Below are 24150 nucleotides of genomic sequence, written 5' to 3'. Positions count from 1 at the left end.
TCGATCTGAAATGGACGGGAAAGAAGCGACTCTCAGCCCCGGACATGGACCTTGTGACATCCGCGTAATATAGCGTGAGCAGCCCTTAACTGGTCTGCCCTCCGCGACCTGCGACTAACAGTCCCGGCGTCCCGCAAGATTATACAAGAATGCACTCCTCTAATGCCCTCTATCTGGGCCGAACGATGGGCGCAGTCGTCGCCTTGCTTGCGGCGCATGGCGGTGCACAAATAGGGGGACGGAAACAATGAAGCGCTTCAGCTTGCTGGCCTTCGCGGCGGTTCTTGCCTCACTGTCCATTTCTACAGATGCGCATTCTGCCGAGGTCAAGATCGGCATCATCGGCTCTTTTAGCGGCCCCTATGCCGAGTGGGGCGTCCAATTCAAACGAGCCGTTGACCTCTATGTCGAGAAGCACGGAGGAAAGCTTGGAGGCCACACCGTTGAGGTCCTCTATCGTGATTCTGGCGGCCCAAATCCCGCTCGAGCGAAACAACTCGCTCAAGAGCTGATCACCCGAGAGGGGGTACAATTTCTCGGCGGTATGGACTTCACGCCTAACGCGGTAGCCGTTGCCGATGTTGTGACGCAAGCGAAAATTCCCTTCGTCATTTTCAACGCAAATACCGCAGATACCACACGTAAATCGCCATATTTTTTAAGAGTGGGCTGCACCATCTGGCAATTGGCGTATGGCATCACGCGCTATGCTATTGATCAGGGCAAGAAGAAAGCTGTTGTCTTTGCCGTCGACTACGCCCCCGGTCACGACGCAATTGCAGCTTATGATGCCAATTACGGCAAGCTCGGCGGCAAGATCGTCGATGTCGTAAAGGTGCCTTTGGATACAACTGACTTCTCCAGCTACTTCCAGCGGCTGCAGGACGCGAACGCTGACGTTCTATTTACGTTCGTCCCGAACGGGCCCATCTCCGTTGCACTGTTCAAAGGGTATTTCGAGCGCGGCTTGGCACAACGGGGCTTGCAGTACTTTGGCCTCGGTGAAACCGAGGAGGCACCCCTCGCGGCATTGGGACAAACCGGCGAACTGGCCATCGGTGTATATTCCTCTCTCTTTTATGGTCCTCATTCGCCAGAAAGCACCGCGAATAAGGAGTTCGTCAATGCGCTGGAAGCAAAATACGGGAAGGGCGCCATACCTAATATCGGGACCGTTGAGGCGTGGGACGGCATACACCTGATCGCCCATATGACCGAAGCAACCGACGGGAAACTTGATGGTGAAAAAGCCTTGGCGGCCGCCAAAGGGTACTCCTGGGAGAGCCCGCGCGGATCGATCCGGTCGAACGGGACCTGATCCAAAACGTCTATATCCGAAAGGTCGAGAAGATCGACGGCGTCCTCGTAAATAAACAGGTCGCCGTAATTCCGAATCTCAAAGATCCCTGGAAGGAGGCCAATCCTGCCTCGCGCTGACGACGTTTAGGCGCGCGAAAATAGGGGAGTAGAATCAGGCCGCATGACTCCAGGCCAATGCGGCGGGACGTAATGGCCATTGGCAGCATGCTTGTGATGCAGGCGGTGTTTGAGGGATCAAGTGAATAGCTACTGGACGACGGGTATATCGCTTTTGATCGACGGCCTGTCCTTCGGGATGATCCTCTTTCTGATCTCCTCTGGCCTGACGATCACGCTCGGCGTGATGCGTCTTCTAAACATTGCACATTGTGGTTTCGCCATGATCGGCGGTTACACTGCACTCTCGCTCGTCAATCATTTTGGCCTGGGTTTGCTCGCCGCGCTTCCGATTGCTGTTGCAATCACGGCGATACTCGGGGCCATTCTTGAACGGACCGTATATCGATGGATCTATGAGACGAGTGCTCTCGGTCAAATCCTGATGACAATTGGCCTCACATTCATAATGATCGCCTCGATCAACGCCGGTTATGGCTCGCTGACGCATACATTACCAACGCCTGAATTCCTGGCGGGAGCATGGCATTTTGAAGAGATATCGATTTCTGCTTACCGTAGCTTTCTTTCAATCGTCAGCCTGACAATCGCAGGCCTGATTTGGTACGTCATCGAACAGACCGATTTTGGCGCCCGCTTGCGCGCCTCCGTCGATAATCCGCGCATGGCTCGCTGTGTCGGGATCAATGTGCGGCGGGTGTTCGCTCAGACCTTCGTTGCTGGGTGCGCGTTAGCGGCCATAGCCGGCGTACTTGGAACGCAGATGCTGCCGCTGCAGCCATACTATGCCACGAACTATATGGTCATGGTTTTGATCGTCGTTGCGGTTGGCGGCTTTGGCAGTCTCAAAGGATCGCTTATCGCCGCGCTCGGCTATAGCATCTTCGATACCTATTTTCGCTATCTCTTTCCGGCGGCCGGCGCTTTCGGCATCTACATTCTTCTGGCCCTCATTCTGTCCATTCGACCTTTTGGGCTTTATGGCCGTGCTTAAGGTAACTCCCTCAAAGGACACACCTAAACGGGACATCGCCGCGTCCTTTGGATCCCACCGCTTGGGACTTAGCGATGCGCTGGTGTGGGCGCTTGCAATTTTCGCTTATTTCTTCTTGGGCGCCTATCACCAGCTCGGCACCCAAGTCATCATCATGATCATCTTGGCTCTGTCGCTCGATCTCGCCATCGGTTACTCTGGAATCGAAAGTTTAGGTCATGCCGTCTTTTTTGGTATCGGAGCCTACGCCGCCGCCCTTTTTGCGCTCAATGTTTTATCTGAACCCTTGACCGGCCTTGTGGTAGGAGGGCTAGCTGCCGGCGCGTTCGGCTTCGTCACGGGTTTGCTGGTTCTTCGTGTTCGCGGCTTGACTCAAGTCATCCTCACGATCGCCATTGGTGCCGTCGTCCTCCAAGTTGCGACAACCTGGAAATCAGTAACGGGCGGAGATGATGGCCTTGCGGGGTATCAGGTCGCACCCATCTTGGGACGTTACTCGTTCGACCTCTATGGCCATACTGCCTATCTCTATTCGCTTTGCGTGCTGGCCTTCGTGTTTGCCCTTGCCCGGATCTTGGTAAACTCGCCATTTGGATATGTTCTGCGTGGGATACGCGACAACGACCAACGCATGCGCATGCTAGGCGTACCGGTCGCCGCACGGTTGCTTCTCATCTATTCGATTTCGGCAGCAATAGCGGGTGTGGCCGGTGCAATTTCCGCACAAGTCACCGGGCTTGTCGCAACCGACTCACTCTCATTCCTGCTATCCGGAAACGTCCTCATCATGTTGCTAATCGGCGGGATGGGGCGCCTGACCGGCGCATTCATTGGGGGCATTATTTTCGTCATTTTTTCTGATCGGGCCGCGGCGATAGACCCCTTCAATTGGTTGTTTATGCTGGGTGGACTCCTCATTCTCGCCGTCAGGTTTACACCTCAAGGCGTTGGTCCCTGGATTGATCGTATGGGTGGCTATCTCCTCGATCGCAGGCGGAAACCATGAATGATACGGTCCTCGAAATCGTCGGTCTGCACAAAAGCTTCGGTGCTCTCGCCGTCACGCGTAATATCAACTTCCGCCTTGAGATTGGTGCAAGACACGCTCTGATTGGTCCGAATGGCGCAGGAAAGACCACCCTTGTAAATCTCATCACGGGAGCGTTGGCTCCATCCTCTGGGTCGATCCGACTTGAAGGACGTGACATCACACGGTATTCGCCGCAACGCCGAGTCTCTCTGGGGCTCGCGCGAACGTTTCAAATAAACTCGCTATTCCCGTCCATGACGGTGGTCGAAAATATTGCCCTCGCGGTCGTTGCAAATATGCATATCGACGCAAAACTGTGGGGCGCGCTCAATAGGCGCAAGCAGGTTCTGATCGAACTCGAGCGGCTCCTAGACGTTTTTAACCTCAGTGGTTCGGCATGCCAATTGATTTCCAATCTCGCATATGGTCAACGGCGGCTCGTTGAGCTCGCGCTGGCGCTGGCTCTCAAGCCAAAGGTGCTCATTCTCGACGAACCTGCTGCTGGCTTGCCGAAAGAAGACAGCGGAAAACTTTCGGAATTGCTGCGGCGGTTGCCCGCCGACCTCGCAGTCATCGTCATCGAGCACGACATGCAGATCGTTTTTGGTTTCGCTGACCGTATCACGGTGTTGGCAGAGGGAAGCGTGCTGACGCAGGGAACCCCGTCCGAGATTCGAGCAGATGCTAAGGTACGAGAGGTTTACCTCGGACAGGCGCGCAATGACTGATTTGCTGAGACTGGAAGCTGTCACCGCAGGATATGGCTATGGCGCCGCGGCTATTGAAAACGTGGCTCTTTCGCTCCCGAGAGGGTCGTCATTGGCCGTGTTGGGACGCAATGGTGTCGGCAAGACGTCCCTGCTTGCGACCATTATGGGCCTAACGCAAATGGCCTCCGGCAAGATCACATTTGACGGCGGCGAGATCGGAGGCATCGATACCTACGAGCGGGCTCGCCTGGGCCTCGGTTACGTGCCTCAGGAACGAGAGATCTTTCCTTCCCTGACGGTAGAGGAAAACCTTTCCGTTGCAAGGGTTGATCGGGGAAAGTGGAACATTGAATCCGTGTTTGAGCTATTCCCCCGGCTTGCTGAGCGACGGCAGAACTTCGGAAATCATTTGTCGGGTGGAGAGCAGCAGATGCTGGCTGTCGGCCGAGCGCTCGTCAGCAATCCCGCTTTGCTTATTCTCGACGAGCCGTTCGAAGGATTGGCTCCGGTCATTGTTGACCAGCTTGTGGAAGCGCTCAAACGCATCAGAAAAGAAAGCGATATGACGTTTATCCTCGTAGAACACCATGTTGATCTAGCGCTGTCACTAACGGTCCAGGCCCTAATTCTGGATCGAGGCCAAGTGGTTTGGAACGGCAAAAGCAACGATCTGGCGGGCAATAAGTCCGTTCTATCGAGCCTCGTTGGCATCAGCTAGGGAGGTAGACGACCTCCGATTACATACCTACCGGCAACGATACCAGTGCCGAGGTTACGGTACGGGACAATTGCCTCCATCGACATTAATGGCTGTTCCCGTTACGAACGAGGCTAGGTCCGAGGCTAGAAAGCAGGCCACATTCGCAACCTCGGTCACAGTTCCAAGCCGACCGAGACGCACGCTCTTTCCTTTCTGCAAAACGAAGTCTTCGTAGCTCGCTTGCGGTGCGGTGGACCGGTGCATTCGTTTCCACTGGTCGGTTTCGATCGATCCAAGGCAGATGGCGTTGATAAGGACGTTATCCGGCGCGCATTCGTTAGCCAGCAGCTTCGTCATGGATAGGCCGGCCGCCCGGCTCAGCGCCGACGGAGCGGCGCCGGTACCGGCCTTTGCCGCAATGCTGAGAATATTGACAACTCGTCCCCAGCGTCTTGCTCGCATTCCAGAGAGGCAACGCTGAGTTAAGTAAAGTGCCCCTCCGACTTTCAGCATGAAATCGGACTGGAGTGCGTCCCACTCAACTCCCGATATTGGCTCGTGGGCAGCGTTGCCTGCGTTGTTAACGAGGACGTCAACATGACTGAAGTCGGGGGAGAGCCTCGACCAGGCCTGGTCAATCTGCAATTTGTTTCCGAGATCACATGAGATTCCAATCACGCGCTGACCGGTTGTGCTACTTATCTGGTCGGCGGTATCACTCACTTGTTGTTTATCTCGGGCGAGAATTGCAACAGAAGCGCCGGCCTCGGCGAACGCCAGAGCTATCGCTCGGCCAATGCCTCGGCTTCCGCCCGTTACGATTGCGGTTCGGCTTTTCAGCGAAATCTGCACTAAACTATCCTTGCTTGCTCTAGCACCGAGATTTCCATCGCAGCAGTCCGAAAATGCGGAACCGCGGACGAGTTACGTGGCGGGCGCAGAGGCCTGGGACCGGGCAACTTTGTCGAGCGCCTGCCAGTCTCGAAGTCCGACCGCCTCAGCAAAGGCCGCGCGAGCCGCCGGAAAATCGGCCAGTGCCGGGAGAGGGGACCCGTCGGCCGTGGACAACAACAACCCTGCGAGCGCGCTCGCCATCGCTTCTGTGGTCCGCAGCATCAAATAACTCGGATAAGCGATAAGATCGTAGCCCATCACAAAGAGATCTTGTGCCCGCGGCAGTTGCGCTTTCCCATCTTCAGTTAGGGCAAGCAGCTGGTGTTTCCCCCGGAAGGCACTCCCAACCGTCACGAGATCGTCATGTGCTTTCAATCCTGGAATAAATACACCATCCGCGCCCGCGGCTAAGCTGCGCTCCGCTCGCTTTAGGGCGCCATCTAGGCCAAGCGTTGTTAAGGAGTCCGTGCGGGCGATAATCAACATGTCGCCTGAACTGCGGGCATCAACAGCTGCCCGAAGCTTTGTTTCGAATTCTGCCATCGCGACAACAGCAGGAGCAGGATTATCGCCGGGTTGCTTGCTCGGGCGAGCCTGGTCCTCCAGGATCACGGCGCCAACACCAAGCGCCTCGTACGCGCGGATCATGCGAACAACGCTCTTGATGTCACCGTAGCCGTCATCGCCATCGGTGATGAAGGGTAGATCGGAGGCCGCCGCAATATCCTGAATACCGGCGACCATCTCGCCAAGCGCCGCAATGCCTAGGTCCGGCAACCCGTAACGGGCAGCAAGCATTGCCGACCCACCAATTGCAAACGCTTTGAACCCAGCCCGCCCTATCAGCCGGGCGGCAAAAGCATCTTGAGCAACCGGAAGGACGAGCGGTCGTCCGGCTTCCATGACCTTGCGCAGAGGAATACGAGCTTTCAAAAGACACCCAATGATGCGAGTACGGCAACGACGCGAGTCCGACAACCGTGAAAGCGGTTAGTGAAGGTCGCTCCAGTGCAGAAGACCATCGTTGGACTCAGCACGTTTCATAAAGCACGTGTACTATCAACCGACAGGCGCCGGCATCACTAGGAGAAAATTGCACGATGGGCTGCCCCGATAGCATTGCAATTTCTTGCTAGCGGATCAGCGCCTAAAACCCTGTACTCGCGCAAAATCCTGTGGCGACACGGCGGGCCTCAGGGCTAGTACTGCTCAAGCCAGAGGAGAACGTCGCACTCTTCTTTCATGGACGAGGTCGCATGACGAGTGGCCACCTTAGCTAGCCAAAGGGTGCGCCATGCCATAGTGCACTCAGCCAAGCGCGTGGTCTCTTGGTTCGCTGGGTCAGTGTCCGACGTGACGACATGGAGTAGATCTCGACAGGCGCCAAGGCCGGTCGAGCCTGGCCTTTTACTCAACCGAGCTCGCAAGGCACACATCTGGGCAGCTCAGACTAATGTTGCGTCCCGATGCGTGTGGCCGGTTCTGTCAACAATCCCATTCAATCGACCAGACACGGAGACTTCCACGATGACAGGACACACCAAACAGGAGCCTCGCCTGGCGGGAGGCGAAGATGCGTCCCTCCGGGGCAAGGTTGCGATCGTAACGGGCGCAAGCCGAGGCATCGGTGCTGCCATTGCGCTCGAGCTCGCGCAAGCAGGCGTCGATTCCGTTATCGTCGCCCGGGATGAGGCCATGCTCAACAGCGTTGCCGAACGCGCACGATCATTTGGAACAAGGGTAGAGGTCGTTGCTGGCGACCTGCGAAACGTGGAAACCGTTTCCTGGACGATCGACCGGGCCTTGGCCGCTTTTCAGAAGATTGATATTCTTGTCAACAACGCCGGTGCGACCACGCGGGGGCACTTCCTGGAGCTGCCCGATAGTGATTGGGAGGATGGTTTCGGCCTAAAATTCTTTGGTGCAATGCGCCTCTGTCGGGCGGCCTGGCCTACACTTGTTCAGACGAGTGGATCCGTCGTGAATATCGCCGGTGCAGGCGGCCGAACACCCGACATCTATTTCGCTATCGGTTCGCCAGTGAATGCCGCACTCAATAGTTTCAGCAAATTCCTCGCCGAGCTTGGCATTAGGGACGGCGTGAGGGTCAATTGTATCAATCCCGGCTTGGTGAGGACAGACAGATTGACAAAGCGCCTGACGCTGGAGAGCCGCGAACGACGCATCGACCCTGCCGAAATGGAATATCAGCTCAGCCGCGAGTTGCGCATTGCGCGAATCGGCGAGCCTGAGGATATCGCGGCGCTGGTTAGATTTGTCTTGTCAGATCGCGGTCGTCTCCTGCAAGGGGCTGCTATCGATGCGGATGCAGGTCTGACAAAAACGCTTTAGATTCGCCTAACCGCGCAACTCTGGTTCGTCGGCCCCACTCAGGGAGAATGCCGAGGTTCAGGTCGCGCGTATAACCAGGGCTGGCACGCTCGGCTCTTCTGCTGGAAGTCCTCAATGTCGGCGACGAATCTTAGCGTTTGACCAATCTCGTCGAGGCCCTCTAGCAGCGTTGCGCGACGGGCAGTTGGAATGTTAAAAGCGATTGTCCTGTCGTTCGGTAATTCGATGGTGCAGCTTTCGAGATCCACCGACATCGTCGGATCGTTCGTGGTCGCCAGGTGGTGATGGATCTCATCAACCTCTGCCTGCGGTAACGTGACGAGTAGCAGCCCGTTCTTGAACGAGTTTTCGTAAAAAATGTCGCCAAAGGTGGGTGCAATCACGCAGCGAATACCGAACCGTACCAGGGCCCAAACCGCGAACTCGCGGGAGCTGCCACAACCAAAATTGGCTCCCGCAACAATAACTTTGCTCTTGCGAAAGGGGGCGCGGTTCAAGATAAAGTCCGGCACCTCTTGGCCTTGCAGATCATACCGCCAGATCGCAAACAGGCCTTCCCCCGGATTGCTCTTCAAGCTGCGTTGCCAAGCGACCGAAATGATCGCGTCTGTATCGATGTTAGGGCGCGGGAAACTGGCCGCGACACCCTCGACACGTGTGTATTTCTCCATACGAATTCTCCGGCGGCCTAGGTTAAGTACCTTCTGACGTCCGTTACCGCCCCGGCAATCGCAGCGGCGGCCACCGAGGCGGGACTGGCTAGGTGGGTGCGACTCTTTTGGCCTTGGCGCCCCTCGAAATTGCGGTTCGACGTAGAGATGCAACGCTTACCGGGTCCTACAAAGTCATCATTGATGGCGACGCACATGGAACATCCGGCCTCCCGCCACTCAAACCCAGCTTCCAGGAAGACTTTGTCGAGCCCCAGAGATTCAGCGGCATGTTTAACCTGCGCTGAGCCGGGTACCACAAGCGCGCGTACATGCGAAGCGACCTTGCGCCCCCGCACGACTTCGGCGGCAGCCTCTATATCGGAAAGGCGGCTGTTGGTGCATGAACCGATAAACGCCACGTCGACGGTGAGCCCTTCGAGAGACTGACCGGCCTCAAGACCGAGATAAGTCAGCGAACGGTCCATTGCGGCGCGACGCGCAAGGTCGTTAACCGCCGCGGGATCAGGAATCGGATCGCTGACGCTGCCAACATCCTCGGGGGTCGTCCCCCAGGTGACCTGCGGGCCGATGCTCGTGCAATCAACATCGACCTCTCGATCGAAAACCGCTTCTGGGTCGGTCGGGAGCGAACGCCAGTAAGCCAATGACTGTTCCCACATTTCTCCCTTGGGCGAATAAGGCAGATCGTGGAGATATTCGAATGTGACGTCATCGGCAGCTATAAGTCCAGCTCTCGCACCGAACTCGATCGACATATTGCAGATGGTTTGGCGTTCTTCTATCGACAAAGACCGTATGACGCTGCCGGCATATTCCACAGCGTAGCCACGTCCCGCCGCAACGCCGATCTGACCAATCAATCTCAAAATGAGATCCTTGGCGTATACCCCTCGGTTGAGCTTGCCTTCGAAATTGATACGCATGCGTTTCGGCCGCCGCTGGACGATTGTCTGGGTCGCGAGCACATGCTCCACCTCGCTGGTGCCAATGCCCCAAGCCCAACAACCAAGTCCTCCACACGTTGCCGTATGGCTGTCGCCGCATACCAGTGTTGTGCCGGGCAAGACGATGCCGAGCTCAGGTGCGATTACATGGACAATGCCTTGCCGAGGATCGTCAACATCAATGAGTTCAATCTTATGAGCCTGACAATTTTCACGTAACAGCTGCACGAATTCCCGACCACCAGCGAACGTCTCTCCCGTACGACCTTTCGCCGTGGAAAGGATGTGATCGACAACAGCATAGGTCAGTTCGGGATTACGGGTCTTGCGGCCAGCACGCTTCAAGCCCTCGAAGGCGGCAGCCGATGTGCATTCATGAACCATGTGCCGGTCCACATGAAGAAGAAACACGCCATCTTCAATCTCCCGGATAACATGCGACAGCCAGATCTTGTCGAACAGAGTTTCGCTGTTTGCCATGGCGCTAATCGACTTGTCCCAAGGGGCTTGAATTCTCACGAGGTGAGCGAGCCGTACACGAGCTTTGGGAAGTTAAGAACCTCGGACATTGCCCAATAGGAGAAAATTGCAAACACCCCTTTTGCCCGGCTAGCAAATCGATGCTGTGCGTCAGATGCGCTTAAGTACTCGCGGTCCACGCAAAATAGAACGATCGGCCTGCATCAGGCCTGCGCTATCTACAAGAGCAACTTTCTGGAAACGCGGAGCGAGCCAACGGGTATTGCCTGCGCAAACAACTACGCCGGGCACAACGATTGCAAGAGGCGAAAGCTGCCTATTGACGTCCGTTCGGATGATCTTCTTGGCGAGCCAAACCGAAAGGTTCCAATATAGGCTGATCGCTTGTCCGGAACAGAATCGATTTCTCATACGCAATATATTCGCACCACGACCAAGCCGGCTCTGCGATCACATCGCGCTCTGACCATTCGTGCTTGACGCCATCGATAATGGTGGCACCGCTTCCCTTCGCAACAACACAAAGACTACTCGATGTGCGTCGTCGTGCCTTCGAGTGGAAGCCTTTACGGAATCCGTTCACGTGACAGGCGATTGTCGGCATGACATGCCCACCCGTGATAGGATTTACGTATTCGTAAACGACACCCTCGTACGGGTCATCATCGTCGCGGTCCAGTCCGGCTTGTATCATTGCTTCGGCGGCAGCCCATTTGTACACCAACTGGGGCGAGGCCGGCGGTTGCGCGCGCGTCCGACCTTGTAGCATTCCGAGCGCGCCAATATCTTCGTAAGAGCCCACAGTATTGGTATAGGGTTCTAAGGATTTGCTAGGATGCATCTCGAAACAATCGGCTCGCATGTATGAAACGAATGGGGTATCGAGCGCATCGAACCAAACCATTGGCTCCGTCCCGCCATTGTGCGCGTGACTATGCCAGCACCCTCCAGGCGTGAGCAAAAGATCAAGCTCGTGCATATCCGCGCGCGTGCCATCGACGACCGTGAACGCACCACTTCCCGACAAGATGAAGCGCAGCGCTGAATAGGTGTGCCGGTGCGCCGGTGCGACTTCGCCAGGTAGGATCATCTGCAACGCGCCATTGAGCGTAGGCGTTGCTGCTGCGGACCGTGGCATCCCGGGATTCTCAAACAGAAGAATTCGGCGCTCAGTGCCCGGCCCGGCCAATGATGTCTTAACAGCTTCCTCGAACTCAGCGTGCAAGTCGCGCCACCGCCATACATGGCCGCGCGCCTTGTAGCCCATCTCTTCGGCGACCCCGCTGGTATTCCAGATGGGAATGATACTCAGCCGCTTCATACGATCGGCCCGCTCGGCTGTGGGATCGGCATGTTTCGGATCTGGCTGAGCCGTGCTGTTCGACATTTTGGTTCCTCAACTTTAGTTCGAGCTTGCCGCCACGCTGCGGTTGATTAGACCTGCCGGCTAGCATGAAATTGCAGGACGAGGACTGCGCCTCCTCTAATTTTTGGCTATGCGCGGTGATCGGAGCATTTCGTCCGCCGACCAATCGCCGGCCTCGATCAGGAGCGTCATTTCGCCAATATCCTGTACGCCAACGACGACGCGGTCGCCCGGTACAATTTCGGATACTCCTTCGGGAGTGCCGCTCATGATGATGTCGCCGGGATGAAGTGTATAATAGGCGGACGCGAACGCGATCAGCTTGGGAACCGACCATATGAGGTGTCGCGTATTCGATCGCTGCTTCTCCTTGCCGTTTATGCTCAGATAAAGGTCAAGAACCCCGGGATCGGGAATCTCATCTCGCGTAACCAACCAGGGTCCCAAGACGGAATAGGTGTCGATTGATTTCCGCAGGCTCCGCTCTTCGGGACCACGGACAACCGCGTCGACAGCAACGGCGTACCCAGCGACATACTGCAAGGCGTCTGCCTGCGGGATGTTGCGACCCCGTCGACCTATAACAACACCCAACTCGGCTTCGGGGTCGTGCCTTCGCGTCGGATCGCCCAGTCTGATCAGCGATCCCGGGCCCACTAGCGAACTATTGGCCTTCAAAAAAAGACCGGCTCTGTCGATCGTCTGAACCTCCGATCGGCCCTGCCGCAATTCTTGATTGTTCGTCCCCTCGTCGAGATGGAGCTGATAGTTGACAGGGGCAGCGATGATCTTAGACGGATTAGCGACGGGGCTATCAAGCCGAACCGAGCTCACGGGAATGCGTCGAGCGCGCCCGGCCAGCTCCTGTGCCTTGGCGATGACGCGGTCCAAATGCTCGATCATGATGTCGTGCTGCGGAAACGGCCACTTGAGGCTGGGCAGCACGTCCAGCGCCTCGGTAACGACGAGAATTTCGCCATCTCGCACGATACCAAGCTGATTTCCATCGAAACGACAGAGCCGCATATTATTCTCTCCTATCCAGATAGAGCGGTTAGGGCAGCCAAGCCGCCGGCTTATGCCCTAACCCTATGGCGTCGCCCCGACGTAAGTGTTGGAGTGGGCGTGGCGCCGAATCGCGCGAAAGAACTCGTCCGTCTCCGGCAGAAACTCGAACAGCGCAAAACTATGAATGCTATCGTCGAACAAGTGCAGTTCGGCATCTCCGCCCGCCGATTTAGCAGCAGCGACCAATGCACGAGCGTCGTCAGCGAGGGCTTCTCCACGCGCCGCAAAGACGCGCATCGGTGGTAGCCCGGCAAGATTTCCGCGAAGCGGCGAAATGGCGGGATCATCGGGCTCTCGGTCTTGGATGAACGCACCAGCCAAAGTCAGTAGTCGCCGCCGGGTCATCCAGGGCTCGGTTCGTCTATTGCCGTCGATACTGGCCGCCGTCAGCGTGAGATCGGCAAAGGGCGACAGGAGATAAAGGGCGGCGGGCCGAGTGACATTCTCGTGACGGAGCTTTGCGGCGAGACTTAAAGCAAGACCACCGCCCGAGCATTCGCCACTGACTGCAACTGGGTCTGCGCGCCGCGAAAGCCACGCAAAGGCCGCTCGCACATCCTCCTGCATTTGCATTGGCGTATGTTCCGGGACAAGTCGGAACTCGGGTACCAACGCCCAGCCACCGATCGCGCGCGCTAGACCAGCTGCAAGCAAAACCGAGCTCTTAGCCGAACCAAACACATATCCTCCCCCATGAAGATGAAGAACGGCAGGACCACTTTTCCCGCCGGGGGGAATGACGCATAACGCAGGCACCCCGTCGCAGTCGACGGTTTCTACCGACACATCCTCTGGCAACGCACATAGACTCGACATGAACCGCTCGTAAGCAGCCCGTTCGCTCATCCAGTCTTCATCTTCGAACTTGAGAGCATTCGACCAAAGATCGAACGCGCGGGCGGCGGCCGGCCGCGACGGCCGCACCAATGGACTGGCGTTAAACAGGTCGAATGGCTTGTTTGATTCGGCGACTTCATCATAGCCATAGAGCCACGCAAACCGCTCATACCCAGCTTGGTCGAGCTTCAGCATGCCCCGCCCCATCCGTCCGTAAGCCGCCTGACGCTCGGGTGCCTTTTCATGAAATGCCGTAAGATCGCCGCGACTTTGGTGAAGCAACCGAGTGGTCCGCGGCTTCCGCCGCGCTTGAAACTCGGAAAAAGCGGCTTCCAAGTTGCTCCCGCTCCGGTGCAAACAAGCCGCCAACGCCACCGAATCTTCGAGCGCCATCGCCGCACCGGAGCCGGATGTCGGCAGCACCGGGTGGGCCGCGTCGCCAATCAGAACTATTCGCCCGCGATGCCATTCTGGCAGGGGATAACGATAATTGATCGCCGTGATGAAAGCTTCGGTTACAGCCTCAGTGATCTCTCGGACGTCTTTGCAGGCGTCCTTAAATGAGGCGCGCAAATCCGCGACATCCCCAGCTGTGGCCCAGTCCTCACGATGGATCTCATCGGCAGGTACGTAGAAGGCTGCATAAAACTGTTTGCCGCGACGAATCGGATAGCAAACCACGTGGCGACCCGCACCGCTCCACACATTGGTATCCAATGTTAGCGCTTTGCTGAGAAGCGTCGTTGGTAGAACGGTCCGCCAGGCGAGGAGGCCCGTAGATATCGACTCGCTTTCTCCAAAAATTGCGCTTCGCACCTTGGAACGCAGGCCATCGGCTCCGATTAGGAGATCGCCAAGAACAGCCTCACCCCTCTCGAGAATGACGGTAACACTTCGATCATCTTGCTTCACATCGACAACAGAGCAGTTGAGCCGGATCTCCGTTCCGTCCAAATGTCTTGCAAGAGCGTCGATCAAATCGCGGCGATGCGTCTTGTAAAGCGGGGCGCCATACAGCTTGGCTCCCGCTTCGCCCAGTTGGGTGCGATTGCGTACCTCACCGCTCACCATATCATAAAATGTAATCGTCTCGGGCGGCTCATCCGAGCGCTTTATCTCCGCCGCAATGCCCAGCGATTCAAGAACGCGCATAGCATGAGGTCCAAGGACAACACCTGCTCCAACCTCGCTTAACTCCGCCGCTCGCTCGATGACGGTCACGTCGATGCCGTTACGACGCAAAGCAACCGCCGTAGCCAGTCCGGCCACTCCGGCTCCGACAATCAGGGCACGCATAGCCATCCTCCCGTAGTTGGACATCTGTGACCGATATCCTTTATTCGCAGGTTAAGCTCACCAGTCGTCGAACCGACCAGAGCGCTGCGGGTTAAGGCGAGCTTTCCGGGCTACTCACTGCCCGGTCAATCATCGACCTACGTCGCGCTGCCGCCTTGTCATTTTGGTAAACGTGTTTCCTATTCTGTCGTTTGTCAAGCAGCGCCCAGTCCTGGCGGCAAACCCCAAGCCAAACTCTTTCCGTCGCACAAGTATGCGGCGCAGTATTGTCCTATTCCGCTAGTCGCACCGATTGTAAGTTCCGGCGATACCCTCAAGCCCTGCGGCATGCATACGCCCGCCGCTACACAACTTTTGCTGACCTATGAAACAGCTGATCTCTCCTGTTCGGTGCAGCTTTCCACTATGCGGGGCCGTTCAAAGCGCACCGCCGCCACATAGCAGTGCGACGTGCACCAATCGATGCGACCCTGCTGCGAGCGAGGTTAAACAATAATGGCTGGCCGTCTGGCTGGACGTCACATTTTGATCTCGGGCGGCGGAAGCGGAATCGGCCATGCCACCGCCATGCGATGCGCCGAGGAAGGAGCGGTGGTGACTGTTGTCGGACGGCGGCTCGATTGCTTGAAAGAGGTCGCCAGGTTGACGCGAGGACACGCTATTGCGGCGGATCTTACCGACGAGGCGCAAGCATTTGCCGCGGTGAACGACGCCGCGGCCCTTATGGGCTGTCTCGATGGTATCATCAATTGCGTCGGCAATGCCGAGGCCGCTGTTCTAGAAGATATCGACTTAGCTCGTTGGGACGCGAGTCTTCGCACCAACCTTACGTCTCACTACCTGGTCTGCAGAGCAGCATTGCCACATCTTCGAAAGACTCGAGCAGCAGCCATCGTCAACGTGTCGGCACTGGCAGGTATACGACCCGGTGTAAGCAGCGCGGCGTACGGAGCCGCAAAGGCCGGCGTCATCCAATTTACCAAGACACTTGCTGCCCAGTTGGCGCCCGATATACGAGTGAACTGCGTCTGCCCGGGGGCCGTCGATACTGAGATGATGGACCGATTTTTGGCCGGAAAGTCAGCCTCGCAACAAGACGCTTTTCTGGCGAGGTACGCGCTGAGGCGGCTGGCAATTCCCCTAGAAATAGCAAATCTCTTGCTGTTCCTGGTCAGTTCGGAGGCTCAGTACATCACAGGCAGCAACTATGTCTGCGACGGAGGTCGGGCCTATCAGTGATAGGGAGGTCCTACCGAACGGAACTTGTCACCTGTCCAGTCGACACTGGATCATGACGGCTAGGCTAAGGCTGGCACGCTTGGATAAGGCGACCAGCCTAATTTGCAGATGAGATCGGGCCTAGACAGGCCCGCGATGGCTCGGTGTCGACAGAGCAGGCATGGCGCGCTGCCAAGCCCGCTCAGCCCTTTTGAAAGATCTGACAGTGCGAACCGCGGGTCGGACCGCTTGAACTAGGTCGGCAGCCGCGAATTCGCGGGGACGATCCGCGGCGGCCCCAGAGCGCCACGCTGGGTGCGCGGCTTCTTCACGAAGTCTGCAAACTCGGCATCGACGCCGTATGGCCAGCTGCGCTTGAGAGGGTCCTCCACTAACGTCGTCAGCCGACCGAGCCCCGTTATTTCCTGAACGATGGTATCGCCATGCTGCATCGGACCTAAACCCTGACGGTTGCAGCCTGTCGCGATTATATCGCCTGGGAAGAACGTATTGAACATCGAGGCCTTGTGAATGAGCGCCGGGATTCGATGGGCCATGTCACTTGTGTGGTAGTCCTGCCGTAGCTCGCCGTTGGCCCAAAGCCGGACCTGCAGATCGTGAGGGTCCCGCACTTCATCCTTTGTCACGACCAAGGGACCAAGAGGCGCAAACGTATCCCAATTCTTTTGCGTGAAAAATGACATCTGACCGTTCGACAATATGCCGCGTGCGGACCCGTCTTGAACGATCGTGTATCCAAAAACATAATCCAACGCTTCGCTCTCCGAGACGTCCTTGCAGGTCTTGCCTATGACCACGCCTAGTTCCAATTCGTGATGGACGATGGTCACTTCGACCTTAGGAAGAATCATTGTGTCGCCATCGCCAATGATCGCAGATGGCGATTTGTGAAAGAACTCAAGATCGCTGATATTGCCTTCGATCCCCTCTTTATAGTTCGCTGCGGCGCACAGAATTTTAGATGGTCGCGGCAGCGGCGCTCTCAGCCGCACTTCGGAGACTGGGCGGCCCTTCGTGCGCGACACGTAATCCTCCAAGAGCGGCCGGTAGGTCGCCCAGTTAGTCATCAGACCTTCCATCAGGTATTGAGGCCCGCATTTCGCGAGCGCGGAAACCGGCTTTGTGATGTCGACAATTTCATTCTCTTTGATTGCCCCGGGTATGAACTCGTTGAACAAAGCTAGTTTCATCGAAGTACTCCTCGCATCCCGCTGAAAGCCGCCGCCTAAGGTGCATAAACCAAGGCGCATCCGACGCTGCACGTCGCGACCGACGCAATGTCACTAGGCGTCAAACCCACCAATCAAAATAGTATGGAATTTTGCAAGCGCTGGAACAGCGCAATTTTTTACTCGAATTGCACAGCGAAGCACCGAATACTCTGATGTAAAGCATGGCAGGTCGGGGCTTGCATGACGGTAAGGAGAGCGGCCTCGGAAAGGCGACCGGACCGTAGCTCGCGGCCAAGTCTCTGACGGGAGGGGAGTGAAGGAGCGAGCCCGCCACCTGCGCTCGGCTTCACCTCGTCTGCGGCCATTGGCTTCCATGACCGAATGTGGACGCTGCGGCGCGGCGTGTCGAGCGGCAAGCCAATGATTGGACTTCCACAACATTCGTCCAACTGCTGGCTCTTGCGAGACCAATGCTCCTAAGTTGGCGGCTCGGCTAGGCCGCCCAGGCGCCGCGAAGCTGCTTGCGCGGCGGCGCGGAGCTTCTTTTGAAGTGCAGGTTCGCTATTGATGGACGAACCATGGACTGACCCAAAAAACGTGAGGGCCATTGGCACACGGCCGCGATGATCGAAAATCGGCGCTGCTGTGGTTTCCAATCCTAGTCTGATGACTGTGGGAAATACGGGGTCGAGCAGACCATTGCGTTGCTGCGATGGAACCGATGCTGAGAGACCGAACTCGCGAACCGCCGCACACATGCGCGTCACGTCCTGGCGCCGAATCTGCTGTTCGGGGTTCTCGCGATTCCACACGGCAAGCTCTTGCTTCACCAGCGGGGCAATTTCCCCTCCCTCGCGATAGGCCATGAGCACGCGCCCGGTTGCCGACCATAAGAGCGGGAGCACGCGGCCTTCGTCGATCCGGAAATGATAGCCCAAGCGTCCGGATTGCCAACGCACCACCGTCGGACCAAATGAGCCCCAAACGGAGAGATGTCCGTCAAAGCCGGTCTCCTCACTGAAGGCGACGAGCGCATCCACGCCGATCCGAATGTGATCCAATTGACCGAGGGCAACCAATCCTAATTCGACAACGGCTTGCCCCAAAGCGTAATGGCCTGATCTGACGTCCTGCTCCATAAAGCCCGCCGCGAGCAGGCTTGACAAATACCTATGAGCCCGGCTCGGGCTGAGTCCGCTGACGGTGGCAACATCCTTAAGCGGAAGCGGCCGGCGCTCCTTCGCGATCGCCTGTAGCATTGATAGACCAACGAGCATGGCACGGATGCCGTTGCCGGCCTCTTCCCCGTCCTCCCGTTCACGCAGCGGCATTCCCTTTGACCGGAGCCTGCCGCCAGCTGGAAGGCCCTTAGCTTTTTTCGGATCCGAGCGGAGGTTCTTTTTTCGGGCCATGTCTTTGATAGCGGTGGCTGCGCCGTGGTTCGGATCAAGATCGTTATTCGGTTCCGTGCCGTGCTTCAAGCGGCGGTCGGTTGAGACTTGGGGAGCGAGTGGCTAAAAGCCCGAGAGAAACTAACCGGCCGCTGGGCTGTTTCAAGCGCCAGGCACAACTGGGCAGCCTATCAAGATTACTGCCGGCTGAATGGCCGTGTGAGAGCGCAAACTTTGGTAGCTCCTCTGCTGGAGTAGCCGATCTGGAAGCGCAAAAGAGCCGATGTCGCCCTGCGCGGTGGCAGGTTTTGCTAGGCTACGTCGGATCAACAAACCGGACCGATGATCGTGACAGCGACGATATCGCGGGCCGTGCCGAGCCTGGAAGGACACGAACCGACGTCACGAACGTCGCACGTAGAAGGCGCCCCAGCCAAGGCCGAGCGTCACGGCTATGGCCGAGCCCAACAACACGCCCAATTTTGCTGCCCTTAAAAAACCTTCACTGGAGAAGGCCAGCATCGAGATGAAGATGGACATGGTGAAGCCGATGCCCGCTAGCAGTCCGACGAGAAAGACGCCGCCCCAAGAAACCCCGGGAGCAAGGCAGCAGAACCCCGATCGTACGGCGATCCAGGCCGCTCCGAAAATGCCAAGCGGCTTTCCCACTATCAAAGCAAGTGCGGTGCCCATCGTCACCAGCAGGCCGGCAGCGGGTAGATCCGCGCCCTTTATGCTGACCCCCGAATTCGCCAGCGCAAACATTGGCATCACTCCGTAAGCTACCCACGGATGAAGTACCATCTGCACGCGCGACGCGGGCGGCAAAATCTCACGGTGAGCTATGCGAAGGTCGCGCAACGGCTGCTGCAACAAATGCAGATCTCCTGTTTTCATCGCATCGCCAGTTTTCAACTGTCCGAGCGCTTGCGACGCCACCTCCAGCGGAGGTTCTCGCATCGCTATGGGGCGAGCCGGAGTCATCAACCCGAGCACCACTCCAGCAAGTGTTGGGTGGACCCCGGCAACGAACAATCCGACCCAAACCAACAAACCTGGCACCACATATGGCGATGCCGCACCGATCCCCATCCGCTGGAATCCCAAGACCCCGAGAACGCCAACGGCTGCGATAGCAAGGCCGCCTAATTGCAGAGTTTCGGTGTAAAAGACGGCGATGATCAAAATCGCAATGATGTCGTCGATGATCGCTAGAGCGAGTAGGAACACTCGCACATTGACCGGGATTCTTCGTCCAAGCAGGGCGAGGACGCCAACAGCAAAGGCGATGTCCGTCGCGGTCGGCACGGCCCAGCCGTGTCCCCGAGCAGCATCATTGTTGAGGCTTAGATAGATAAGCGCGGGAACGAGGACGCCACCGGCCGAAGCAATCAGCGGCAGAACGGCCTGGTCAAAGCGGCTCAGTGCGCCCTCATGAACCTCCCGCCGAATCTCCATGCCCACAACAAGGAAGAAGACGGTCATCAATGCGTCATTCACCCAGAAATGCAGCGACTGGGAAAAGACGTACTCACCAAGGCCAATGGTGACAGGGAGAGTCCAAAAGAGGTGGTAACTCGGGGCCGCGGTCGAATTCGCCCAGATCAAGGCCGCGGCTGCTGCAACGAGAAGCACCGCGCCGCTTACTGCCTCAATATGCAGAAATCGGTTAAGTGTGTTCGCAGCCTGTTCTGCCAATCGCTGAGCTGTCGGAAGATCGCCGAATTTAGGATCGTGGTTCATAGGCGCAGATCGTCCGCGTGGCGGCCCGACCATCGCGTTACCTGACGCCGCCCCAATGCAGCGAACACCCATGCGTCCCTATACAGGGTAATGGTGGCAATTCAACGTCGGGACGAGACCCTGGAACAAGGGCCAGCGGCAGATGGCTGTAAACTGCCGAGGGTCTTCATTTTGACTGTGCTCTAGATGCCTTGGCTGGCTCAGTGGCGCGCGACAATTCGCCGGCCAATTTTCGATAGGCTTCCATAGCCGTCAGCTTCAGGTCGCGCGAGAGTCGAATGGCAGATAGCAGGCAGAATTGGCGATGATTGCTCTGTGCCGGCTCCGGCAAACGGAAACGATCAACAAAATCGACCAAGTGTAGGTTGATGGCCGCTATCTCTCCTTCAACGAGCTCGATTTGCCGGTTGAGCACGGCCACAGCTTCACTGGGCGGAAGCAACCGCAATGCCGCCATCTTTACGCTGAACTCGTCCCGGACAGGCACATGGGTCGGACCTTTTCTCGCCCACTCCTTGAGAGCTTCGAGGCCGCGCTCCGTAACCTCGTAGACCTTCTTGTCCGGTTTGCTTTCCTGCGCAATGTCCTCGAACGTGACATAGCCGTGTTCCGCTAGCAGCTGCAGCGTCGGATAGACTTGGCTGTGCTTGGCCTCCCACATGTAATTGCGCGGGGGGCCCATCAATTGAGTCAGCTCATAACCGGTATGAGGATGGTGGGCCAAGCTCGTCAGAATGACATAACCAAGCGTCGGAATTGCTGGAGGAGTTGCCGCAGGGGCCTTCCGTTTTACGGTCGTCTTCTTCTTCGCCATCGCTAGTTCCAAGCTCGCCTAATCTCCAAGCACAATCACGCTCTTACGGAGCATTCAGTGACCTTGCCCTGACCCTGCATAGTCTGGAGGGCGAGCTTTTACCATCGGCAACATTTGACATATGCACATTCGCCTGTTACTCACATATGTAATATATGACATATGGAGGAAATCGATGCTTCCCGGCGTCGAATGCCCACTAAGCCCCGTTGCGCAGCCGGCGTTCGGGTTATTGCGAGGGCCTCTGAAGAATGAGTGGCATGCCCGCAGAGGGACGTTCCGGAGAGCAGCGCGCCCGGCCAATTCTCAAAAATGCAGGGCAGGGGCATGCCTCTTGGAAAGCCTCGGTCGCTGCCGAAACACCACCTCTAGCGCCGCAGCCCATTGACCGGTGCGGCCAGACGGTCTCCGGCGAGCAGTTCAATTCAGGAGGAATGTCCGTGGAAACGATCGATACGCCCGTCTTGATAGTCGGCGGAGGGCCGGTCGGCTTGTCGCTTGCAATCGATCTCGGTTGGCGCGGTGTCGAAGCGCTGCTCATAGAGCAGGAGCGGCCGACGGCCCGGATGGTTCATCCTCGCATGGACAATGTCGGCATTCGCACTATGGAATTCTGCCGACGCTGGGGAATTGTCGAGGCCATCGAAATGGCCGGGTTTCCTCGCGATCTGCCGGTCAGCATCGTCTATGCGACGGGGGTCCTCGGCCACGAACTGGCGCGCGATGTCTACCCTGATAAAGCGCACGCGGTCCCGCCACCGTTTAGCCCGCAAAAGCACGAGCTATGCCCTCAAAATTTTTTCGACCCCGTACTCCAGAACGCAGCTTCGAGCTACTCGACCAACCAGTTGCTGTATCAGCACCGCCTAGAGGAATTCGAGGACAAGGGCGACCACGTCATCGCTCACGTGCGCCCGCTGCTTGGTGGCGAACCACTATGCGTGCGTGCGCAGTACCTTGCCGCCTGCGATGGGGCAAGCAGCACAGTCGCACAGCGACTCTCGCTTGGTCCGACAAACAGCAAGGTATTGAGTTGTAGCACGAACATCTTCGTTCGGTGTCCGGCTCTGGCGCAGAAGACGCTCGCCCAACGGGCGTATCGGTACGTGTTAGTCGGGCCTGAGGGGGTTTGGGGAAGCTTCGTCAATATAGACGGGCGCGATACCTGGCGGCTTCAACTGCTCGGCGACGAGACCTGGCCCAATTGGAGCGAGGCGCAGATCAACACTTTTGTGCGACGAGGAATCGGAGCCGATGTTGACTACGAGGTGCTCTCTTGGTTGCCGTGGTCCCGTCGTGAGATCACTGCGCCGAAGTTCAGCTCCGGGCGCTGCTTCCTCGTCGGCGATTCGGCCCATCAGCTCTCTCCGACCGGCGGATACGGCATGAATACGGGCATTGCCGAGGCGGTTGATCTGTCATGGAAGATCGCAGCTGTGTTGGAGGGGTGGGGCGGCCCCACACTCCTGGAAAGCTACGACACAGAGCGGCGCCCGATCGCCATGCGCAACGTGTCGCAGGCGTCCGCGAACCTAGCCGCGATGCGCTCGGTTCCTCCAGAGCCGATGCTGCTCGACCAAGGCCCTGCGGGCGAGACGGCGCGGCGCGCAACAGGAGCCTATACCCAGCAGGCCATGCAGCGGGAATGGAGGTCGTTCGGAATTCATCTTGGGGCGGTCTATCGCAATTCGCCGATCGTCGTCGCTGAATCGTTCGAACGAGCCGAGCCCGATGTCGCGAACTTCGTGCAAGTAGCCGAGGCCGGCGGCCGCGCACCTCATGTTTGGCTCTCGCCGGGCCACTCCACGTTAGACTTATTCGGTCGTGGGTTCGTGCTGCTGGAGTTCGCATCGGAGGTGGGTGCTGCTGTGGGCGGTCTGACCCGTGCGGCGCACGCGGTTGGGCTGCCAATCCGTCATCAGCTCATCCCGGAGCCAAACACCATCGCCGTCTACGGGCGCCGCTACGCTTTGGTCCGCCCGGACGGACACATCAGCTGGATTGGGGACGCTATTCCTGAAGAGCCGGCGCGGCTCATTGATCGCATCCGCGGCGCGGGCGGCGTGCAGGGCACGTCGGCATTAAGAACGCTTCCCTTGAGCATGGGCAGCGTGGCCTCATGAGTCTGACCGGCAAAACCCTGTTCATTACCGGCGCAAGCCGAGGCATTGGGCTCGCCATTGCGCTGCGAGCCGCGCAAGACGGCGCCAACGTTGCAATTGCAGCCAAGACTGTCGAGGCGCACCGGCATCTTCCCGGCACGATCTATTCTGCCGCCGAAGCCATCGAGCGAGCTGGGGGCAGGGCGTTGCCGCTGGCCGTCGACGTCCGTGATGAATCCTCCGTCGAGGCCGGCGTTGCCCAAGCGGCAAAGACGTTCGGCGGCATCGACATTTGCATCAATAATGCATCAGCGATCCATCTGGCCGGCACCCTACAAACGGATATCCGGCGCTTCGACTTGATGGCTCAAGTCAACGCACGCGGGACCTTCATCACTACCAAGGCATGCCTTCCGCACCTGATGAAGGCAGCTAATCCGCATGTCTTGATGATATCTCCGCCGCTTGACATGACGCCCAAGTGGTTCGCGCCGCACACCGCCTACACCATGGCGAAGTTCGGCATGAGCATGTGCGTGCTCGGCATGAGCGCGGAATTTGCCGATCGCGGTATTGCTGTCAATGCTCTCTGGCCCCGAACCGCCATTGCGACGGCTGCCATCCAATTTGCATTGCTCGGAGAGAACGGAATGCGTCATTGCCGCAAGCCGGAGAGCATGGCCGACGCAGCCCATGCCATCCTCTCAAAGCCTGCGCGCGCCTTCACGGGCAACTTTCTGATTGACGACACGGTGCTCTATGACGAGGGGGTGCGCGAGTTTACGCATTATAGCGTGGATCCGGCGCTGCCTTTGATGGGAGACATGTTCGTTCCGGGCGACTTGCCGGCCCCACCCGGCGTGCAGATCAGCTCCGCTATCGATACCGCACGGAGCTAATGCCGGCG

The 24150-nt window shown here is 57.7% G+C and carries 20 protein-coding genes; 9 read left to right on the top strand and 11 right to left on the bottom strand.

Going from position 1 to position 24150, the window contains the following annotated elements; all coding sequences use genetic code 11:
- The first annotated feature begins 247 nt into the window (after positions 1 to 247).
- The 5 genes from XH83_RS38075 (at position 248) to XH83_RS38055 (ending at position 4889) form a co-directional block, all read left to right on the top strand.
- On the top strand, positions 248 to 1318 hold the full coding sequence (locus XH83_RS38075; RefSeq protein ID WP_128929981.1) for an ABC transporter substrate-binding protein: 1071 nt from the start codon (positions 248 to 250) through the stop codon (positions 1316 to 1318).
- A 240-nt stretch (positions 1319 to 1558) separates the two neighbouring features.
- Entirely contained in the window at positions 1559 to 2431 is an 873-nt protein-coding gene (locus XH83_RS38070; RefSeq protein ID WP_128955133.1) for a branched-chain amino acid ABC transporter permease, read from the top strand.
- 61 nt (positions 2432 to 2492) lie between these two features.
- Positions 2493 to 3437 carry a branched-chain amino acid ABC transporter permease gene (locus tag XH83_RS38065; protein WP_206733114.1) on the top strand — a complete coding sequence of 315 codons (945 nt, stop codon included), beginning with the start codon at positions 2493 to 2495 and terminating at the stop codon, positions 3435 to 3437.
- Entirely contained in the window at positions 3434 to 4189 is a 756-nt protein-coding gene (locus tag XH83_RS38060; RefSeq protein WP_128929984.1) for an ABC transporter ATP-binding protein, read from the top strand. Before XH83_RS38065 ends, XH83_RS38060 begins: the two co-directional genes overlap by 4 nt.
- Entirely contained in the window at positions 4182 to 4889 is a 708-nt protein-coding gene (locus tag XH83_RS38055; RefSeq protein WP_128929985.1) for an ABC transporter ATP-binding protein, read from the top strand. Before XH83_RS38060 ends, XH83_RS38055 begins: the two co-directional genes overlap by 8 nt.
- 54 nt (positions 4890 to 4943) lie before the next feature.
- Here the strand turns inward: XH83_RS38055 and XH83_RS38050 are convergent, their stop codons facing one another.
- Entirely contained in the window at positions 4944 to 5723 is a 780-nt protein-coding gene (locus XH83_RS38050) for an SDR family NAD(P)-dependent oxidoreductase (RefSeq protein ID WP_128955134.1), read from the bottom strand.
- A 72-nt stretch (positions 5724 to 5795) separates the two neighbouring features.
- A complete protein-coding gene (locus tag XH83_RS38045) occupies positions 5796 to 6698 on the bottom strand; it encodes an oxaloacetate decarboxylase (protein WP_128929987.1) in 903 nt (300 codons plus the stop codon).
- A 594-nt stretch (positions 6699 to 7292) separates the two neighbouring features.
- On the opposite strand from XH83_RS38045, the gene XH83_RS38040 reads away from it, so the two are divergent.
- Entirely contained in the window at positions 7293 to 8117 is an 825-nt protein-coding gene (locus tag XH83_RS38040; protein WP_128929988.1) for an SDR family NAD(P)-dependent oxidoreductase, read from the top strand.
- A 38-nt stretch (positions 8118 to 8155) separates the two neighbouring features.
- Here XH83_RS38040 and leuD read toward each other — a convergent pair whose 3' ends face one another.
- The 5 genes from leuD to XH83_RS38015 all read right to left on the bottom strand — a co-directional run bounded on the left by leuD (position 8156) and on the right by XH83_RS38015 (position 14782).
- Positions 8156 to 8788, bottom strand: a complete 633-nt coding sequence (gene leuD, locus XH83_RS38035) for a 3-isopropylmalate dehydratase small subunit (protein WP_128929989.1) — start codon at positions 8786 to 8788, stop codon at positions 8156 to 8158.
- A 17-nt stretch (positions 8789 to 8805) separates the two neighbouring features.
- A complete protein-coding gene (gene leuC, locus XH83_RS38030; protein ID WP_128929990.1) occupies positions 8806 to 10215 on the bottom strand; it encodes a 3-isopropylmalate dehydratase large subunit in 1410 nt (469 codons plus the stop codon).
- A 316-nt stretch (positions 10216 to 10531) separates the two neighbouring features.
- A complete protein-coding gene (locus XH83_RS38025; protein ID WP_128929991.1) occupies positions 10532 to 11602 on the bottom strand; it encodes a cupin domain-containing protein in 1071 nt (356 codons plus the stop codon).
- Positions 11603 to 11698: 96 nt separating this feature from the next.
- A complete protein-coding gene (locus XH83_RS38020; RefSeq protein WP_128929992.1) occupies positions 11699 to 12607 on the bottom strand; it encodes a fumarylacetoacetate hydrolase family protein in 909 nt (302 codons plus the stop codon).
- A 63-nt stretch (positions 12608 to 12670) separates the two neighbouring features.
- Entirely contained in the window at positions 12671 to 14782 is a 2112-nt protein-coding gene (locus XH83_RS38015) for an alpha/beta hydrolase fold domain-containing protein (RefSeq protein WP_164933583.1), read from the bottom strand.
- Positions 14783 to 15277: 495 nt separating this feature from the next.
- Here XH83_RS38015 and XH83_RS38010 point away from each other — a divergent pair, with 495 nt between their 5' ends.
- On the top strand, positions 15278 to 16021 hold the full coding sequence (locus XH83_RS38010; RefSeq protein ID WP_128929994.1) for an SDR family NAD(P)-dependent oxidoreductase: 744 nt from the start codon (positions 15278 to 15280) through the stop codon (positions 16019 to 16021).
- Positions 16022 to 16254: 233 nt separating this feature from the next.
- Here the strand turns inward: XH83_RS38010 and XH83_RS38005 are convergent, their stop codons facing one another.
- The 4 genes from XH83_RS38005 to XH83_RS37990 form a co-directional block, all read right to left on the bottom strand.
- Positions 16255 to 17211: a fumarylacetoacetate hydrolase family protein gene (locus XH83_RS38005; protein WP_164933584.1), complete on the bottom strand. Its 957-nt coding sequence runs from the start codon at positions 17209 to 17211 to the stop codon at positions 16255 to 16257.
- A gap of 458 nt (positions 17212 to 17669) precedes the next feature.
- Positions 17670 to 18674: an IclR family transcriptional regulator gene (locus XH83_RS38000; protein ID WP_128929996.1), complete on the bottom strand. Its 1005-nt coding sequence runs from the start codon at positions 18672 to 18674 to the stop codon at positions 17670 to 17672.
- A gap of 312 nt (positions 18675 to 18986) precedes the next feature.
- Positions 18987 to 20327, bottom strand: a complete 1341-nt coding sequence (gene nhaA, locus XH83_RS37995) for a Na+/H+ antiporter NhaA (protein WP_128929997.1) — start codon at positions 20325 to 20327, stop codon at positions 18987 to 18989.
- A 166-nt stretch (positions 20328 to 20493) separates the two neighbouring features.
- Positions 20494 to 21141 (bottom strand): PadR family transcriptional regulator, encoded by a 648-nt coding sequence (locus XH83_RS37990; RefSeq protein WP_128929998.1) that lies wholly within the window; start codon positions 21139 to 21141, stop codon positions 20494 to 20496.
- A gap of 440 nt (positions 21142 to 21581) precedes the next feature.
- Between XH83_RS37990 and XH83_RS37985 the strand changes: the two genes are divergently transcribed.
- Together XH83_RS37985 and XH83_RS37980 are read left to right on the top strand one after the other, a co-directional pair.
- Entirely contained in the window at positions 21582 to 23264 is a 1683-nt protein-coding gene (locus XH83_RS37985) for an FAD-dependent oxidoreductase (protein WP_164933585.1), read from the top strand.
- Positions 23261 to 24142 carry an NAD(P)-dependent oxidoreductase gene (locus tag XH83_RS37980; RefSeq protein ID WP_128930000.1) on the top strand — a complete coding sequence of 294 codons (882 nt, stop codon included), beginning with the start codon at positions 23261 to 23263 and terminating at the stop codon, positions 24140 to 24142. Before XH83_RS37985 ends, XH83_RS37980 begins: the two co-directional genes overlap by 4 nt.
- Positions 24143 to 24150: the final 8 nt, after the last annotated feature.

It is taken from the genome of Bradyrhizobium sp. CCBAU 53351 (assembly GCF_015291745.1).
Classification (GTDB): Bacteria; Pseudomonadota; Alphaproteobacteria; order Rhizobiales; family Xanthobacteraceae; genus Bradyrhizobium.
The sequence above is the reverse complement of the archived record's forward strand: the minus strand, read 5'-3'. Positions and strand labels throughout refer to the sequence as shown.

What these genes read in the sequence shown, in the direction of transcription:
- XH83_RS38075 (WP_128929981.1), top strand. Translation starts at nt 248, where the DNA reads ATGAAGCGCTTCAGCTTGCTGGCCTTCGCGGCGGTTCTTGCCTCACTG.
- XH83_RS38060 (WP_128929984.1), top strand. Translation starts at nt 3,434, where the DNA reads ATGAATGATACGGTCCTCGAAATCGTCGGTCTGCACAAAAGCTTCGGT.
- XH83_RS38055 (WP_128929985.1), top strand. Translation starts at nt 4,182, where the DNA reads ATGACTGATTTGCTGAGACTGGAAGCTGTCACCGCAGGATATGGCTAT.
- XH83_RS38040 (WP_128929988.1), top strand. Translation starts at nt 7,293, where the DNA reads ATGACAGGACACACCAAACAGGAGCCTCGCCTGGCGGGAGGCGAAGAT.
- leuD (WP_128929989.1), bottom strand. Translation starts at nt 8,788, where the DNA reads ATGGAGAAATACACACGTGTCGAGGGTGTCGCGGCCAGTTTCCCGCGC.
- leuC (WP_128929990.1), bottom strand. Translation starts at nt 10,215, where the DNA reads ATGGCAAACAGCGAAACTCTGTTCGACAAGATCTGGCTGTCGCATGTT.
- XH83_RS38025 (WP_128929991.1), bottom strand. Translation starts at nt 11,602, where the DNA reads ATGTCGAACAGCACGGCTCAGCCAGATCCGAAACATGCCGATCCCACA.
- XH83_RS38020 (WP_128929992.1), bottom strand. Translation starts at nt 12,607, where the DNA reads ATGCGGCTCTGTCGTTTCGATGGAAATCAGCTTGGTATCGTGCGAGAT.
- XH83_RS38015 (WP_164933583.1), bottom strand. Translation starts at nt 14,782, where the DNA reads ATGCGTGCCCTGATTGTCGGAGCCGGAGTGGCCGGACTGGCTACGGCG.
- XH83_RS38010 (WP_128929994.1), top strand. Translation starts at nt 15,278, where the DNA reads ATGGCTGGCCGTCTGGCTGGACGTCACATTTTGATCTCGGGCGGCGGA.
- XH83_RS38005 (WP_164933584.1), bottom strand. Translation starts at nt 17,211, where the DNA reads ATGAAACTAGCTTTGTTCAACGAGTTCATACCCGGGGCAATCAAAGAG.
- nhaA (WP_128929997.1), bottom strand. Translation starts at nt 20,327, where the DNA reads ATGAACCACGATCCTAAATTCGGCGATCTTCCGACAGCTCAGCGATTG.
- XH83_RS37990 (WP_128929998.1), bottom strand. Translation starts at nt 21,141, where the DNA reads ATGGCGAAGAAGAAGACGACCGTAAAACGGAAGGCCCCTGCGGCAACT.
- XH83_RS37980 (WP_128930000.1), top strand. Translation starts at nt 23,261, where the DNA reads ATGAGTCTGACCGGCAAAACCCTGTTCATTACCGGCGCAAGCCGAGGC.